20 protein-coding genes are annotated in these 14,220 nt (G+C 67.9%); 6 read left to right on the forward strand and 14 right to left on the reverse strand.

Annotated features, from left to right (window positions below; all coding sequences use genetic code 11):
• Positions 1 to 3 precede the first annotated feature (3 nt).
• From MICAU_RS00090 to MICAU_RS00130, 10 genes are all read right to left on the reverse strand, one after another.
• Entirely contained in the window at positions 4 to 246 is a 243-nt protein-coding gene (locus MICAU_RS00090) for a hypothetical protein (protein ID WP_157547391.1), read from the reverse strand.
• A complete protein-coding gene (locus MICAU_RS00095) occupies positions 234 to 677 on the reverse strand; it encodes a hypothetical protein (RefSeq protein ID WP_013283226.1) in 444 nt (147 codons plus the stop codon). Before MICAU_RS00095 ends, MICAU_RS00090 begins: the two co-directional genes overlap by 13 nt.
• Before the next feature lie 78 nt (positions 678 to 755).
• Positions 756 to 902: a hypothetical protein gene (locus MICAU_RS32590; protein WP_013283227.1), complete on the reverse strand. Its 147-nt coding sequence runs from the start codon at positions 900 to 902 to the stop codon at positions 756 to 758.
• Positions 899 to 1,486: a hypothetical protein gene (locus MICAU_RS00100; protein WP_013283228.1), complete on the reverse strand. Its 588-nt coding sequence runs from the start codon at positions 1,484 to 1,486 to the stop codon at positions 899 to 901. The genes MICAU_RS32590 and MICAU_RS00100 overlap by 4 nt, the downstream gene beginning before the upstream one ends.
• The gene (locus MICAU_RS00105) at positions 1,483 to 1,740 is read right to left on the reverse strand and encodes a hypothetical protein (RefSeq protein ID WP_013283229.1); all 258 of its coding nucleotides are present in this window, start codon (positions 1,738 to 1,740) and stop codon (positions 1,483 to 1,485) included. Before MICAU_RS00105 ends, MICAU_RS00100 begins: the two co-directional genes overlap by 4 nt.
• Positions 1,737 to 1,925: a hypothetical protein gene (locus MICAU_RS00110; protein WP_013283230.1), complete on the reverse strand. Its 189-nt coding sequence runs from the start codon at positions 1,923 to 1,925 to the stop codon at positions 1,737 to 1,739. The genes MICAU_RS00105 and MICAU_RS00110 overlap by 4 nt, the downstream gene beginning before the upstream one ends.
• Before the next feature lie 27 nt (positions 1,926 to 1,952).
• Complete coding sequence (locus MICAU_RS00115; RefSeq protein ID WP_013283231.1) at positions 1,953 to 2,264, reverse strand: hypothetical protein; 312 nt, start codon at positions 2,262 to 2,264, stop codon at positions 1,953 to 1,955.
• A complete protein-coding gene (locus MICAU_RS00120) occupies positions 2,261 to 3,907 on the reverse strand; it encodes an FtsK/SpoIIIE domain-containing protein (RefSeq protein ID WP_013283232.1) in 1,647 nt (548 codons plus the stop codon). The genes MICAU_RS00115 and MICAU_RS00120 overlap by 4 nt, the downstream gene beginning before the upstream one ends.
• Positions 3,908 to 4,168: 261 nt before the next feature.
• A complete protein-coding gene (locus MICAU_RS00125; RefSeq protein WP_013283234.1) occupies positions 4,169 to 4,384 on the reverse strand; it encodes a hypothetical protein in 216 nt (71 codons plus the stop codon).
• Positions 4,384 to 4,782 (reverse strand): hypothetical protein, encoded by a 399-nt coding sequence (locus MICAU_RS00130; RefSeq protein WP_013283235.1) that lies wholly within the window; start codon positions 4,780 to 4,782, stop codon positions 4,384 to 4,386. The genes MICAU_RS00125 and MICAU_RS00130 overlap by 1 nt, the downstream gene beginning before the upstream one ends.
• A gap of 185 nt (positions 4,783 to 4,967) precedes the next feature.
• Between MICAU_RS00130 and MICAU_RS00135 the strand changes: the two genes are divergently transcribed.
• The gene (locus MICAU_RS00135) at positions 4,968 to 5,834 is read left to right on the forward strand and encodes a GntR family transcriptional regulator (RefSeq protein ID WP_013283236.1); all 867 of its coding nucleotides are present in this window, start codon (positions 4,968 to 4,970) and stop codon (positions 5,832 to 5,834) included.
• Positions 5,831 to 6,526 carry an HAD family hydrolase gene (locus tag MICAU_RS00140; protein ID WP_013283237.1) on the forward strand — a complete coding sequence of 232 codons (696 nt, stop codon included), beginning with the start codon at positions 5,831 to 5,833 and terminating at the stop codon, positions 6,524 to 6,526. Before MICAU_RS00135 ends, MICAU_RS00140 begins: the two co-directional genes overlap by 4 nt.
• 1,567 nt (positions 6,527 to 8,093) lie before the next feature.
• Here the strand turns inward: MICAU_RS00140 and darG are convergent.
• The 4 genes from darG to MICAU_RS00155 form a co-directional block, all read right to left on the reverse strand.
• Positions 8,094 to 9,281 (reverse strand): type II toxin-antitoxin system antitoxin DNA ADP-ribosyl glycohydrolase DarG, encoded by a 1,188-nt coding sequence (gene darG, locus MICAU_RS31615; RefSeq protein ID WP_083791296.1) that lies wholly within the window; start codon positions 9,279 to 9,281, stop codon positions 8,094 to 8,096.
• Positions 9,232 to 9,816 (reverse strand): DUF4433 domain-containing protein, encoded by a 585-nt coding sequence (locus tag MICAU_RS33605; protein ID WP_013283239.1) that lies wholly within the window; start codon positions 9,814 to 9,816, stop codon positions 9,232 to 9,234. Before MICAU_RS33605 ends, darG begins: the two co-directional genes overlap by 50 nt.
• A gap of 652 nt (positions 9,817 to 10,468) precedes the next feature.
• Complete coding sequence (locus MICAU_RS00150) at positions 10,469 to 11,500, reverse strand: DMT family transporter (protein WP_013283240.1); 1,032 nt, start codon at positions 11,498 to 11,500, stop codon at positions 10,469 to 10,471.
• Between the two features lie 122 nt (positions 11,501 to 11,622).
• Positions 11,623 to 12,189, reverse strand: coding sequence for an AAA family ATPase (locus MICAU_RS00155; protein ID WP_013283241.1), 567 nt, complete (start codon positions 12,187 to 12,189; stop codon positions 11,623 to 11,625).
• Between the two features lie 51 nt (positions 12,190 to 12,240).
• On the opposite strand from MICAU_RS00155, the gene MICAU_RS00160 reads away from it, so the two are divergent.
• From MICAU_RS00160 to MICAU_RS00175, 4 genes are read left to right on the forward strand one after another with little or no spacing between them, the layout of a single operon-like run.
• A complete protein-coding gene (locus MICAU_RS00160) occupies positions 12,241 to 12,546 on the forward strand; it encodes an ArsR/SmtB family transcription factor (protein ID WP_013283242.1) in 306 nt (101 codons plus the stop codon).
• Entirely contained in the window at positions 12,543 to 12,929 is a 387-nt protein-coding gene (locus MICAU_RS00165; RefSeq protein ID WP_013283243.1) for a VOC family protein, read from the forward strand. The genes MICAU_RS00160 and MICAU_RS00165 overlap by 4 nt, the downstream gene beginning before the upstream one ends.
• 10 nt (positions 12,930 to 12,939) lie before the next feature.
• Positions 12,940 to 13,488, forward strand: coding sequence for a hypothetical protein (locus MICAU_RS00170; protein WP_013283244.1), 549 nt, complete (start codon positions 12,940 to 12,942; stop codon positions 13,486 to 13,488).
• A 42-nt stretch (positions 13,489 to 13,530) separates the two neighbouring features.
• Positions 13,531 to 14,220 carry a PH domain-containing protein gene (locus MICAU_RS00175; protein WP_013283245.1) on the forward strand — a complete coding sequence of 230 codons (690 nt, stop codon included), beginning with the start codon at positions 13,531 to 13,533 and terminating at the stop codon, positions 14,218 to 14,220.

Below are 14,220 nucleotides of genomic sequence, written 5' to 3' on the forward strand. Positions count from 1 at the left end.
CCCTCATGACGTGTTCACCTCCGGCAGCTCGAACAGGACAGCGGGTGCAGGGCCGATGGGGGTGGTGCGGGGTGGGCCGGCGTGGCTGGCCCAGCGGCGGGCAGCGGCCTGGTGGCGGGTGCAGGCGGTTTCGGCGCGGTAGCGGCCGGTGCCGGGAAGGCCGGCTTCGATGAGGGCGGTGGCCCACCGACGGCAGCGCGCGCAGTAGACGGGCCGACCGATGTTCATGGCGGTCAGTGCTGGCACCCGGAGCAGTGCAGCCCGCCGCAGGTGACCTTCCGGCGCAGCAGCAACACCGCGAGGACGAGCAGGACCAGGACCACGCCAACAACGGCGGGCGCGTTGCGCTGAACGGTGTGCGCGACCTGGGTCGCGAGGTAGCCGATCCCGGCCAGCGCGCCGACGGCAGTGGTGGTGATGGCGGTGGCGGCGATGACCCGGCCGCGGCGCAGCCGACGCACGGGCGGTGGGGTGGTGCGGGCGGTGTTCAGGAACCGCACGGTGACCGTGACCCGGCCGTCAGCATGCTGGTGGGGGCGGTCGGCGAACATCAGCCGCCCCGACTCCCGCAGCACGGCGAGCGCGGCGGCGACCTCGGCCGGGGTGCCGACGATCCGGCGGGTCAGCGTGGTGGGACGGGTCCGGTGGGCGAGAGCGGTACGGGCAGTGGACGACATCACGGGTTCTCCTGCTCTGGCTCGATGGGGTGCTGCGGCGCGGTCGAGGGTGAGCCGGCCACGCCGCAGCGGTCGGGGCTATCGGCGGGGGCGGGCGCCGTGGGGCTTGGCGAGGTTGCGCATGTCGGTGTGCCGCCAGTACGGGTCCTTCACGTCGACGTACTCGATCGGTCCGTTGCACACGGCACACATGTCCGTCAGCCGCGGGTGCTTGGGCTGGGTCATCGGGTCACCTCCGAGACGATGTGGCCGTTGCGCGGGGCCTGAACGACCGACGACACGAGCGCCGACCGAACCGGAACCGGAGCCGGGGGTGTGAAGACGGGCGCCGGGGCGGTCGGGACGTTGACGGGTTCGGCGTCGACGGGCTCCCGATCCGGAGCCGGGGTCGGGGTCGGGGCCGGCTTCACCGGGGTGGGGGTGCCGGTGAAGACGAGCTTGGTCAGGGCCATGAACGCCAGCGCCGGCAGCGCGGACAGCAGCCACCCCGACGGACTCGCGTCCGCGACGGCGAGCTGCGCGGCGAGGGAGAAGGACGCGAAGGCAAGCATGAGGAACACCGGGTAGCCGATGGGCTGGCGGTGGCGTCGGCGTCGGCGGATGTCGAGCAGGCACGCGACGGGTACGAGGTCGGACAGGACGGCGTTGGCCCAGCCGAAGGCGTCGGGGGTGCCGGGCGGGACGTGGCGCATGGTCCAGTCGTGGACGTGGGAGAACGACGCCCACCCGGCGGTCCCGGCGACGATGAGGAGGATGAGGACCAGCGCGACGGCTTCCAGCCGGTCCGGGCTCGGGCGGGTGGCGGTCACTTCGGGGCCTCCCATCGGGTGAAGTCGGTGTGCCGGCAGACCGGGCAGGGGACCTTCCACATGCGGTGCGCGGGCGGGGTCAGCTCGTAGGTCAGGCCGTCGGTCATGTCGGGGTTCCAGATCTGCACCTCGTCTCGCTGCTGGCACAGGGAGCAGTCGTCGGGGTCGGTGACGAGCTGCACGGGGCCGCCCCAGCCGACGATGAACACGGCGACCGGAAGCGCGAACGGACCGCGCCCGGGACGGCCGGTCATGCCGCCCACCCCCACGCTTCGGCGTCTTCGGCGGCGATCTCGGCATGCTGGCGCAGCGCCGCGGCGATCACGTCGACGGCGTCGGGGTCGGGTGCGCAGTAGGGGCAGGTCTGGTCGGGGTCGGTGTGGAGCAGGTCGAGGCAGGTCCGGCGGATCGGCCGGCGGTTGAGGCGACGGGTACGCATCACAAGCTCCAAGCAGGCAGGCGGCGGTTAGCGGGTGGTGGGGTTGACGTGCACGCGGATCCACTCCGGCGGCTCGCCCGTAGAGGCCACGGCTTCGGACAGGCAGCGCCACAGCGCCCACGCCTCCGCAGGCGTCAGGTACATCCGCCGACGACCGGCACCCACGGCGATGTAGAGGTCGGCGTCCGGGGTGACCCGGACCGTGACCGGCACCGACGCCTTGTCGACGTGCGGGGCACGCAGCCGGTAGAAGCGGCGCGGTTCCGAGGTCTGCTGGTCGGGTTCGTCGGCGTAGGGCACCCGCACCGCAGCGCCCTCGGGGATCTCGTGGTGGGTCATCGGGGGTCACTCCCGTTCGTGCTGTTGAGGTCCAGGGCGTTGAGCAGCGACGGCGGCAACAGCGGAGCGCCCTGCTTCGGCGTCGGCCGGTAGGTGGTGTGCCGCCCGCTGCCGTTGCTGGCGCGAGGCTTGGGCGCCGTGGGCTGGACAGCGGGCTCCGGCTGCGTCTCCGGCGGAGCGGGGAAGGTCGCGGCCATGTCGCGGATCACGTCGTCGGCCAGGTAGGAGAACCGGACCCGAGCCGGTTCGGGCTGACCGTCCAGCAGCACGTAGGCCACGCCCTTGCCGGACAGCGGGATCTGATCCGCCAGGGCTCCCCGCTCGCGGGCGCCATCACCGAGCAGCAGATCGACGTGACCCCGCTCGGTGAGCCCGAGAGCGATGCGGGTCGGGAACAGGTCCCGCACCGAGACGACTTCCTTGCGGGGGTCCTGGGTGGCGGCGACGACCAGGACACCGAGCCCGGCACCCTGCGACAGCAGCAACCCCAGCGCCTGCGTGATCCGCTGGCGCACCTCGGAGTCGGGCAGGTAGGCCAGCAGCGCGGCGATCTCATCGATGACGACGACGATCAGCGGTTCATCGACGGTGGGGGTGTGGACACGGGCTTTGCCGCGCAGGATCTGCTGCCGGGCGCGCATGCGGGCTACGGCGTCTTCGAGGAGGTCGGCCATGCGGGACCAGTCGTCGTCGACGTAGCGGGAGAACAGGGGCCGGCCGATCGCCAGTTCCATGCCGCCCTTGGGGTCGATCGCCCACACCCGCACCAGCCCCGATCGGATGCCGGCGGCGAGGGAGCGGAGCAGGGACCAGATGACCGAGCCCTTGCCCATCCGCGTGGCGCCGCCGATGAGCACGTGCGTGGCCAGGAGCCGGAAGCAGTAGACCGCCAAGTCCTCGCGCAGGCCGAGCGGGAGGGCGGTGAAGTCCGGACGAGCGGGCACGGGCAGCGGGGCGACGATGCGGGTGAGCGGGTCGCGGCGGATGAACACCAGCCACACGTGGCGGGGCCGGTCGCGGAACTGCACCCGGTCGATCAGCCGCAGCACGAACGCGAGGCGTCCGGTGCGGTGCGGGATGGGGTGGCGGCGGGTGGAGAAGACGCGGCAGTGCCGGGTACCGAACGAGTACGCCAGGTCCCGGGCGGCCTTGTGGTACACCTCGGGGTTCTGGCCCTTCGGCATCCGCAGCACCAGTTCGTCGGTGGCGTAGGAGCAGCGCACCGACAACAGCCGCGGCACCACCTCACCGCCGTCGTACTTCTTCACCAGCCCGCACAGCGACATGACCTCGTGCCACTGCCGCCGGTACACCCACAGGCGCCGCCACACCGAGACGGAACGGAGGATGACGTGGCGGTGGAACGAGTCACGGCCGCGCCACCACCACACGCCACCCGAGGCGGCGAGGACGACGGCGACCAGGGCGTGAGGCCACCAGCCGTGCGACCGGTAGACGTTCACGGCGAGCAGGACCAGGGCGACGCCTGGCCAGGCCTGCCAGTGCCGCACTACGAACACCGCGAGCCGGACCACGGCCACGGCGAGGCGGAACAGGAGGAACAGAACGGTGACGGTCCAGAGCAGCGGCCACGGCGCCGAGATCTGGAACCGGCGGAAGTTGACCAGCGGCGCCCGCACCATCACGCCACCGCCCGGCGGTCGGCGGAACGCTGCTCGGTCCAGGTCTCCGCGCAGACCTTGTGCACCGGCTTACCCGCCGGACTCCGGCAGATCGCAGGCTTACCGCAGATGACACACGGGACCGGCTCGCCGGCACCGGCAGTGCGCGTCCAGTCCAGGACAACAGGCATGATGAACCTGCCCTTCCAGGCCGAGAGGGTTTGAGAGGGCAGCGGGGCGGCCGGCGTTCCTAGGGCATGGGCCGCCCCGCGCCAACGTCAGTCAGTAGCCGTGCCGCTTGAGCGCGTCGTACGCGGCGGCCTTTTCCGCCGGGGTCGACTTCCGCATCGCGCTGTTGAACGCGTCGCGGGCCCTGTCGAACTCCGGGCTGTCGATGTCCCGGTCAGCGGCGTCGGTCTCCTTCATCCCCAGGTTGATCAGCTTCATCACCTGATCCCGACGCACCGGCTCCGGCTCGGGGCGCTTGCGGCCGAACATCAGGCAGCCTTCCCGCGCGTCTCGGCCAGGGTCTTCGGCGCCACCAGACCAGTGGCCCGGTAGGAGAACGCCAGCCGACCGTTGCTGCCCACGTACGGGGTCACCGTCAGGCCCTCGAACTCCACCGGCTGGAACGGACCCACCGGCGGCACCGGCTGCACATCCGCCAGGATCTTGATCGCCACCTCACGCGACCGCGACCCCAACTCCGGGTCCATGTCCATCACCCGGCACTGCCACACCCGCTGACCCGTCACCTTGTCCTTCGCCGGCGTCCGCTGACGAGTCGCCTCGTTGAAGTCCTGCGCCTCCGCAATCGAGTCCGGCACGAACACCGCGCCATGCGGAAAGACCGCCTCGAACGGAACCGAGAACCGAGTACCACCACGAAGAGCCACGGATTCCTCCTTCAGCGCAATGCGCTTTCTGCTCAGCCGGACCCATCCGGTAGAGCTTGTGCACCAGGCTTGACTTGCCTGGCTAGCCAAGCGGCATGCACCGAGGCTAGGCCGCCTTGGCTAGTCAGGTCAAGAGTTGGAGTCGGGGTTTCCTAGCTTGGCTAGCCAGCAGGTAACCTTGACGGGTGACCGAAGACCTGGACTACCTGGGTGAACTCGACCCCGATGACCCGAAGCAGGCGTCACAGCAGATCGCAAACAAGCTCCGGGCCGCGATCCTTACGCGCCGACTGGCGCCGGGCGACAAGTTGCCGTCGCAACCTGAACTTGCTTCCCGCTACGGGGTGGCACGGGAGACCATCAAACGAGCGCTAGAGGTGCTCCGCTCAGAACGCCTCATCATCACCCGGCAAGGCAGCGGCGCTTTCGTTCGCGCCCAGACGCAACGGGCCGTGGAGCTACGACCCCACATCGAAGCAGCGTTCGAGCGAGCCCACGTCACCATCGACTTCGCCGGCTTTTCTGGCGAGACCCTGCGAGACGCCCTGGCCGAGGTGCTGGACAAGGTCCGCGTTGGTCGCCTCGCCCCGGAGACGATCGCAGTACGTGTGCTCGTCTCCGACATGTCCGTCCCCATGGCGCTACCCGCCAGGGCTGAGACACAGTCTGACGATCCGGCCGTCCGGGAACGAGCTGACCGCATCACCCGCAGGGCTGTCGACGGCATTGTTGATCAGGTCACGGAGCTAGGCGACCTGGGCTTGATTCGTTCGGCCACGGTCGAGGTGCGGATGCATCGCGGTTCACCGCAGTTCAAGCTCTACGTCCTCAACGGTGAAGAGGTGTTCTTCGGCTTCTACCCCGCCGTCGAACGGACCGTCACCATCAAGGGCGAGCCCACCGCCATCTACGACCTCATGGGCAAGGACGTCCCGCTCTTCCACTACGCCGTCACCGACGACGACACCTCGCACGGCACTCAGTTCGTGGAAGCGTCCCGCCAGTGGTTCGACTCCCTATGGTCGACCATCGCCTATCGGCACGAAGGATGACCGCCAGCCTGGAGCAGCTGTGCCGGGATGTCCGCGCATTGCTGCTCGACTTCGACGGGCCGGTATGCAGCATCTTCGCCAACTACCCAGCACCACAGGTTGCGAGGGAGCTCCTCGACCTACTAGTGAGCCAGGGCTTGGCGCTCATGAACGAGCTAGCCGAAGAATCGGACCCCCTGGAGGTGCTGAGGCACACCGGCAGCTCGTCGGATCAGGAGTTGACCCGACTCGTCGAAGACGCCTTGATCGCAGCTGAGGTGAAGGCGGCATCGACGGCGGAACCGACCGCCTACGGGCGAGAGGTCATCGTGGCCGCGCGCCAGCTGCACCTGCCAATCGCGGTGGTCAGCAACAACTCGCCCCAAGCGGTGGAGGCCTACTTGAGAGAGCACCGACTGAGCCAGCACGTCGCCAAGACTGTTGGCCGGGCATACGCCGATCCCTCGCGCATGAAGCCGAACCCGACGCCCATCGTTGACGCGGCGGCATCCCTTGGAGTCGTTCCGGCGCTGTGTGTGTTGGTCGGCGACTCGCTCTCCGACATCGAGGGAGCGAAAGCCGCAGGCACTCGTGTGATCGGGTATGCGAACAAGCCCGCAAAGGTGGCGGCGTTCCAAGAGGCGGGTGCGGACGCGGTGGTTACGTCGATGCGGCAAATCGCGCAGGCCCTCATGCAGGTCGAGGGTCTTTGATCTTTCCTGGTTGCTTCGTATCGCCGGCAGATGATGACCATGGGGGAGGAACCGCACGGATGGCGACCGCACCGAGTCCGGGCAGCGACAAGGCCGGCGGGGATGGCCCTGGGTGCTTGGGGCACTCGTGGGGCTTGCCTGCGTCGGCCTTGTTGCTGTGCCCGCGTCCTGGGCGGTGCGGAAGCAGCTAGAAGCGGAGCGCGGTGAGGCGACGCCGGTTGGCCAACGAGCCGCGGTCGTGGCTGTCACCACTTCCATCTCTGACGCCAGCTGGTCTGTTTCTCGGCCAGCCGCCCATCGCGTGTCGATAGACGGCTGGCCGAGAGGTGGCTAGCTACCGCACGAGCTGATCAGGCCGGTGATTGCGGTGATCGCCGTAGCTGAGGCAGCAATGAGCGTGGCTACCTCGCCGATCGTCGGCTTGCGGCGGGCCGAATCGCTGGAATTCCCATCGCGGGAACCACCGAACCTGCGAACGGTCGTTAGTCTCATCGTCTTGCGTCTCTCCCTCGCAGTGGGCTGGGCGCAGGGCAGGGGCGGCACTCGCGGACCAAGCAGGGTGCCGCCCCCTTCTGCACGGGCTGTGTCCGCCCGCTTAATGTGAAACGAAACGACCGTGCAAAAAGTGATTGGCCAATCAGGGCGAATTTTCGGGGTGTTTTGCCCGTTTTTATTACCACTTAGCGTTATTCGGCAGAGCGTCTATCAGGCGGGTGCAAGTTGCATATGGCAAAGATGATCTTCGCATGAGGGGTAACGGAAAGTAGTTTTCTGGCGACCAATGGCTAATGAGGCGGGGAGCCAGTGGGTGACCACATGCGAAGCGTCAGCGCCCGAGGAGGTAGTGCCGCCATTTCCTCTGACATAGCCCCCGGAGACAGCCGGGAGAGATGGGTGCCGTGAGAACCTTGTCCCCTGGAGCGCTGTCCGTGATCTGTTGCCGAATTGGCCTGTACTAGATCAAGCGCGCTCCGCGCGGCGCGGGCCGGGGCGCGGCAAACGGCTCCTGCGGAGCCGCCGCCCCGGCCGCCTACGGCGCCGGGGCGGAAAATCAGCCAGCCCGAACCCCACGCCCCGCCCCGCGCGTCACACCTGGGTCAGTGAAGTGACCCGGTGACGAGTCCCGAAGGACGACCAGGGCCAGGCGAACACGCTCCACCCGGTTCCGACGATCCCCAAAGCAGCACGAGATCCGGCGGGCCAACCGCGGCGGACGAAGTTGCCGAACGGTTCCGCACGGTCGCCCAGGCCGCAGGGTGGGGAAGGGGTGGAGGTGGGTGTGGGGGTGGTGGGGTGAGGGAGAGGGTGGGGTTAGAGATGTGCCTCCGGCGGGGGCCAGACGACTCCGAGATGGAGTTGCCGAACGGTTCCGGTCAGAGGGTGGTTGAGGTGGGATGCCATCCCGCCAGCCACCGACCCAGGCAAGCCGAGCAGACCAGGGTCAGGGTGACAAGGTCGTACGTCCGGTAGGGCGCTCCACCTTGTCACCCTGACCCTGGTCTGCTCCACGATGTGTGGGTCGGCGGCAGACGGGATGGCAAGCTTCGGTAGTGGCTGTGAGGCTGCGCTACACGCCTACCAACTCGTTCGCAGCGTCTGCAATCGAATCATCCGGCTCGACCTCAATCCAGCGTTGGATGGCCAATTGTACGACCGCCTGCTCAACATCTTCCCGACGGATTGGAGGCTGACGACGCACCTTCCACTTCAGGACTGCATCCACCACCTCCTCAGCTGTGGGAGTCCGCCCAAGCTTATTCCGTAAAGCATCTGCTGCGTAATGGACCGAGGCGGCTACTTCGGCCCGGCTAGGGTTGAACCGCGATATAAGGTCCACCACACGCGATATGCGGTCTTCCCATCCGTCCAGTTCACCTATAGCCGATGCTCGTGCATCGGTAAAGGTCGGGCCCACCTTCACCTCGAAGGCCCGCCCATTCTGCTGCTCTTTCACTAGGCCGTTGTTCTGGAGCCTTCCAACAACTCTCTTCAAGTCGGCGGCGTACGGGCCGTAGCTAGCAGCTTGGTAATCTAGGCCGGTAGGTAGGCCGGCTGCAGTGGCGAAGTAAGCCAGTTTTTGGAACATGATCCGACCAACAGGCCAGTGGAACGGCTCTTGCTCGATCCGATGCAGGATTTCGACAAGGGCAATCGTTGCAGGATCCACATATCGGGCCTCATGTGCCGACGCCACTCCACTTGGAGGTGACGCCTGCGGGTTGAATAGAGCGAGTTGCGCCTGATCGGGTTCGACATCGTGGGGGACGTAGAGTTCAACCGGGATGCCAAACGTGCTCAAGTGGCGGTACAGGGTTGGACCCACAACTGACCATTCGAGCTGACCATTTCCGCAGCCTAGCGGTGGGACAGCAATCGAGCGCACGCCCCACTTGGATAGATTGCTGCGCAGGTGCTCAAGGCCATGTTCGATGTCCTCTAGCCTGCTTACAGATCGCCAGTGCTGCTTGGTGGGGAAGTTGATAATCAACTTCTCTTCGTCTTGATATGCGTACGGCTTCCCAAGTTGCACGAGGCCCTGATCGCATCGTCTGACGTAGTCCCGGAACATGTTGGGGTAACGCTTCTTGAACGCGAGCGCTATGCCCTTTCCCATGATGCCCACGCAGTTTACGGTGTTGACTAGGGCGTGAGCTTTAGAGTTCAGGAGATCCCCCCGCTTCAACTGAACGAGGTCTCCGTCCTTGCTAGGCAAAGAAGACATTGGCGAACACCTCCCCTCGCAGGCCAGCCGCATGGCACGAAATCACATGTGACTGTCGAATCACTTTTGCCTTGTCGATATAGCTTGGGTCTACACAGTTTGGAACTAGCACCTCCGCGCACCGAGCTCGCTTACGCTCGATGTAGTCCCACCTGTCGCTACTAGTCCAAGAGTGTGCATATACCAGCCCTTCATCTAGTATAGCAATTCCCCCCGGGGATGCAGCAAACCGGGTACCATCAGATGCTGCGTTTCCGTCAGTGATCACTACCCCTGGTAGATCCAGGATCGACGGATTTACACAAACGACGGCCAGCGGCGTCCCGTTGCCCTTTATCCGATACATCATCGGATTTCGAGCGTCGAAGTACAGGTTGGCATAATCGTGAAGTTGCATCCCGCCTGGGACTCTCTTCTGCCGTCTGCGCGATTGCACGTCCTCGTCCGCTACTGAGAGGTGTGGGAGACGTCGTGCTGCGTTGTGACTCAGGATGCCATGCCGCAACACCGACTCTAGGTTGGAGATCGGTGTAATGAAGTGAAGCTCCTGTACCCGGCCTCTCTCCATCCCATCACTCCGTTTCGCGTCCGTAGGCAGGTTCGAGGGATCGTGCCACGCGGGTGTGACAACTTGCCGAACACCTGTACTAGCGCCCCGCGTCGGGGGGAGCAGGCGGCGGGTACGGCAGGTTGTCGCCCGGGTTGATGGTCGATCAGAACACGGACTGCCACCGGGCACAACGGTCAGATGGAGGGTGTAGCGACGGGTCTGCGAGGAGCCGGCGGAGCTACGGATCAGAAGGTGGCTGTACAGCCATCCGTACAGCCAAGCCGGCCGACGGAGCCAGCCAAGGGCCGACGGCAGGCGACAGAGCGAGCAGGTCAGGGGCAGTCACCGACGCTGGCCGACAGCAGGCTTGATCTTTGCAAGGCAGGGGTTAGGGGTTCGAGTCCCCTGGGCTCCACCACATCATTTCGCCGGATCATCAGCGGCTGTCGATGCTGCTGTGTCGCGTGCCGCCTCGGCAGTCGGCTTCCATCGATCAACGAAAGCCTCGGCGAACCGATCATGATCTGATCGGCGTTGTACCCGGCCGACCTTCCGGCTGCGGTGTTGGAGCACGTGATGCCCTAGCTCGTGCAGCAGTACGTCAAGTTCAAGTTCATGTCGTACCTGATGGACACCGACTCGGTGCGGCGCCAGCTCGCCGGCTGATCCGTCACCCCGGACGGCGCGTCGCCACACCGCCGCCGGCCCTCGCTCGTCGAGGCCGGCGGCGGTTCCGCATGTCGGCGTCACGGTCCCTGAGCGCCGCAGTCGACGACGGCGCCGGTCCGGGTTCGCCGAGCATCAGCGTGACCACCGCGGCGAGCAGCACGATCGACCCGAGAACGGCGGTCACTGTGAGCCGTTCGTCGAGCAGGAGCACCGCGATGAGCGCCGCCGTCACCGGCTCCACGAGCGCGATGACCGACGCGGTGGTCGCCCGGACCGAGGCCAGCCCGGCGAAGAACAGGGTGTACGCCACGGCGGTGGGCCCCACGGCGAGGAAGGCGAGCAGGCCCACTGTCTGACGGATGTCACCGGCTGTGGGCAGGATCCCTTCGAGCAGGGCCAGGGGAAGCAGGCAGATCATTCCGACGGCGAATCCGTCCAGTAGCGGAGTGTGCCCGCCGCCGTCTCGGCCGAGCTTCCGGTTGAGCAGGGTGACGGCTGCGTACCCGGCCGCGGACAGCAGCGCGCAGGCCAACCCCAGCAGCGGCGCCGGGGCGCTGCCGGCGCTACCACCGCCCAGCAGCAGGACCAGGCCGACGAGTGCTGTCACGACTGTGACTCCGCCGGATCGGCCGAGTCGCTCGCCGAGGGCCAGGCGTGAACCGAGGGCGATGAGGACCGGCCCGGCGCCCAGGGTGACCATGGTGGCGACGGCCAGACCGGCGTACCCCACTGCGGCGAAGTACGCCGTCTGGTAGACGGCGAGCCCTACGCCTGTCGTCACGACCTGCCGCCACCTGTGGCGCGGCCGGGTGCTGACGACCCGGATACGCGAGGATGGTCGCCGACGTGTCAGGTGTCCGGCGGCGAGCAGCAGGACGCCGCCCGCGAACCGCCAGAAGGAGACGGCGACGGGGCCCAACCCGCTGGTGTCGTAGAGGACGGCCGCCGCGGCGCCGCCGGTGCCCCAGGCGATCGCCGCCAGGAGGATGTACAGGGTTCCTCGCCCCACGGTCGGGGGCAGATTTCTGCGCACGGGATTCTCCGTTGTCGTCGCCGCCCGGGCACCGCGAACGCACCCGGGCTCTGGATCGAAAGCCGGGTTCGGTGAACGGCGTCGTTACCGGGTGACCGGTGGCGGCGAGACAACGCGGAACGTCATGTCCGCACCCTAGCGGCGCGCAGACGATCGACCGCCTGCTTTATCGCGGCCACCCGCGTCGTGAGCGGCCCCGCGGGCACCTCGACGAGGTCGAATCCCGCGTCGCGGTACGTCAGTTCGTGGACGCGCTCGAAGACGAGCGACTCCTCGAAGCTGATCCGGCGGGCGGCGGTCGCCTCGACGAAGCCCTGATTCCGTACGAAGAAGACGGTCCGCTCGTAGTGGCGGCGTTCCGTCGTCAGGCGCTCGACCTCGTCCAGCAGGGCGGACGGCGGCGTCGACCCCAGGTGGCGGCACAGCGCGAGCGTGCAGACAGGTGAGCGGTCGTGGAAGACGATCTCCCCGGCGCGCGCTTCGGCTCGGCGCCGACGCCTGCGCTGGAGAGCCAGCACCCGCTCGGCGAAGTCCGGCTCGCGCCACGGTTCGGGCCGGCCGAGCGCCTGGTGCAGCGCGATCACGTCGGTCGCCGCCTCCTCCACGACGGGGTGGCCGTCGACCTCCAGGTGGCGCAGGATCGCGGTCTTACCGGAGCCGGGAGCGCCGGTGAGGATGAATCCGGGCATGACGTCCTCCGTTGGCAGACAGCCTCTTGATAGGCAAGCTGACACTTGCATATGGTGGGTGACGTGGGCGATCTGTACCAGGCGCTGGCCGATCCCACCCGCCGCCTGATCCTCGACGAGCTGACCGAGCGCGACGGTCAGACCCTGTTCGAGATCTGCGGCCGGCTGGCCACCAAGCACCAGGTCGGCTCGTCCCGGCAGGCGATCTCCCAGCACCTCGACGTCCTGGAGGCCGCCGGCCTGATCGTCACGCGGCGGCAGGGTCGCTACAAGTTCCACCACCTCGACACCCGGCCGCTGCGGTCCATCACCGAGCGATGGCTCAGGTCCGACGCACCCACCCAGGAGAACCCATGAGAATCAACCTCACCAGCGTGTACGTCGACGACCAGGACAAGGCACTGCGCTTCTACACCGAGGTGCTGGGCTTCGTGAAGAAGACAGACGTGCCGACCGGGGAGTACCGGTGGCTGACTGTGGTCTCGCCGGACGCCCCGGACGGCGTGGAGCTGCTGCTGGAACCCGACGCGCACCCGGCCGCCAAGGCGTTCAAGGAGGCGCTCGCGGGCGACGGGATACCGCTGACGCAGTTCGCGGTGGACGACGTGGCCGCCGAGCACGACCGGCTGCGGGGCCTCGGCGTGCTGTTCACCCAGGAGCCGGTCGACATGGGCCCGGTGACCACGGCGGTGTTCGACGACACCTGCGGCAACCTGATCCAGATCGCACAGTACCGGTAGCGGGTCGACAGTGGCCGGACCGTGGCGTAGCCCGGCGCTGGCGGCCGCGGTGGCGCGCCTGGAGGACGAGATCCGGGACGCCTGGGCGCGGCTGCGCGGTGAGCTGGACGTGGCGCCGGGCTCGCCCGAGGAGAGCGAGCTGGCCTGGCTCGTCATCGACGACCCCGGGGCGTACGACTGGCGGACCGTGGACGGCGCGGTGGACCGGCTGACCTGTCCCGACTGCGGGGCACGGCTGACCGCCGGACCGGCGACGTGTGAGACGTGCGAGTTCCGCCACCGGATGCGGTTCGGCGCCCGGGAGCGGGACCGCCCGCACGTGCCGCCCGGCAACGAGCACGCGCTGCGCGTGGCCACGGCGGTGACCCGCAGCCGCCACCGCTACTCACCCCGGGCGCGGGTCGGCTACGAGCTGGTCCTGCCGGACCTGCTGGCCGGCGCCCTGCCCACGACTCCCCAGGCCCAGGCCGCCAAGGCACTCGTCAACACGTTGACCGACGACGAGTGCGACCGGGTCGTGAGCCTCGCCGAGGTCGTGGAGTTGGCGAGAGGTCGTTGACTCCGCGCGGAACCGCTGGACACGATCGGTCACTCTGGCCGCATGACGGTGTGGCGGCGCCCGTACTCGCTGGACCTGACCACCTCCGGCTTCATGGTCGTGGCGGTGCTGGCGGTCGGCTTCTTCGTGCTCCTCGTGTTCGAGGTCAGAAGCGGCAGGATGACGGGACGGGATGCGGTGTTCCTCGGCGTGTGGAACGCCGCCGGCCTCGCTGTCGCGGTCCGCCGCGCGATGCTCGGCGTCTGGGTGAGCCCTGTCGGCGTACGCTCGCGCTCGCTGCTCCGCACGACCACAGTGCCGTGGGCGTCGGTTGCGGAGATACACAGCGGTACGGGTTCGATCGTGGGCCTGGACGTGGGACGCGACGCGATCGTCATCGAGCGGATCGACGGCGAGCCGGTGCAGACGCCGATCCAGTCCGGCGCCGTCGTCCGGCCGTTCCGCCTGGAGCTGACCCGGCTGGTCACCTGGCCGGAGCACTACGACGAGATCCTCGCGAACCTGCGGGAGTGCCATCGCAACGCCCGGCCCCCGGAGCAGCGCGCGGCGGCGAGCCCGGCGCCGGATCCGGTCCGCACCGACCGTCCGGTCCCGCCGGGGCAGATCCGGCGGCCCGCTCCGAGCGCCACGCAGCGGCGCGACATCCATGCGCTGACCAGGCAGTACGAGCGTGGAGTGCTGACCGACGCCGAGTACGCGGCCGCGTTGGCGCGGCTGCGCGGTGACGAATAG

It is taken from the genome of Micromonospora aurantiaca ATCC 27029 (assembly GCF_000145235.1).
Classification (GTDB): Bacteria; Actinomycetota; Actinomycetes; order Mycobacteriales; family Micromonosporaceae; genus Micromonospora; species Micromonospora aurantiaca.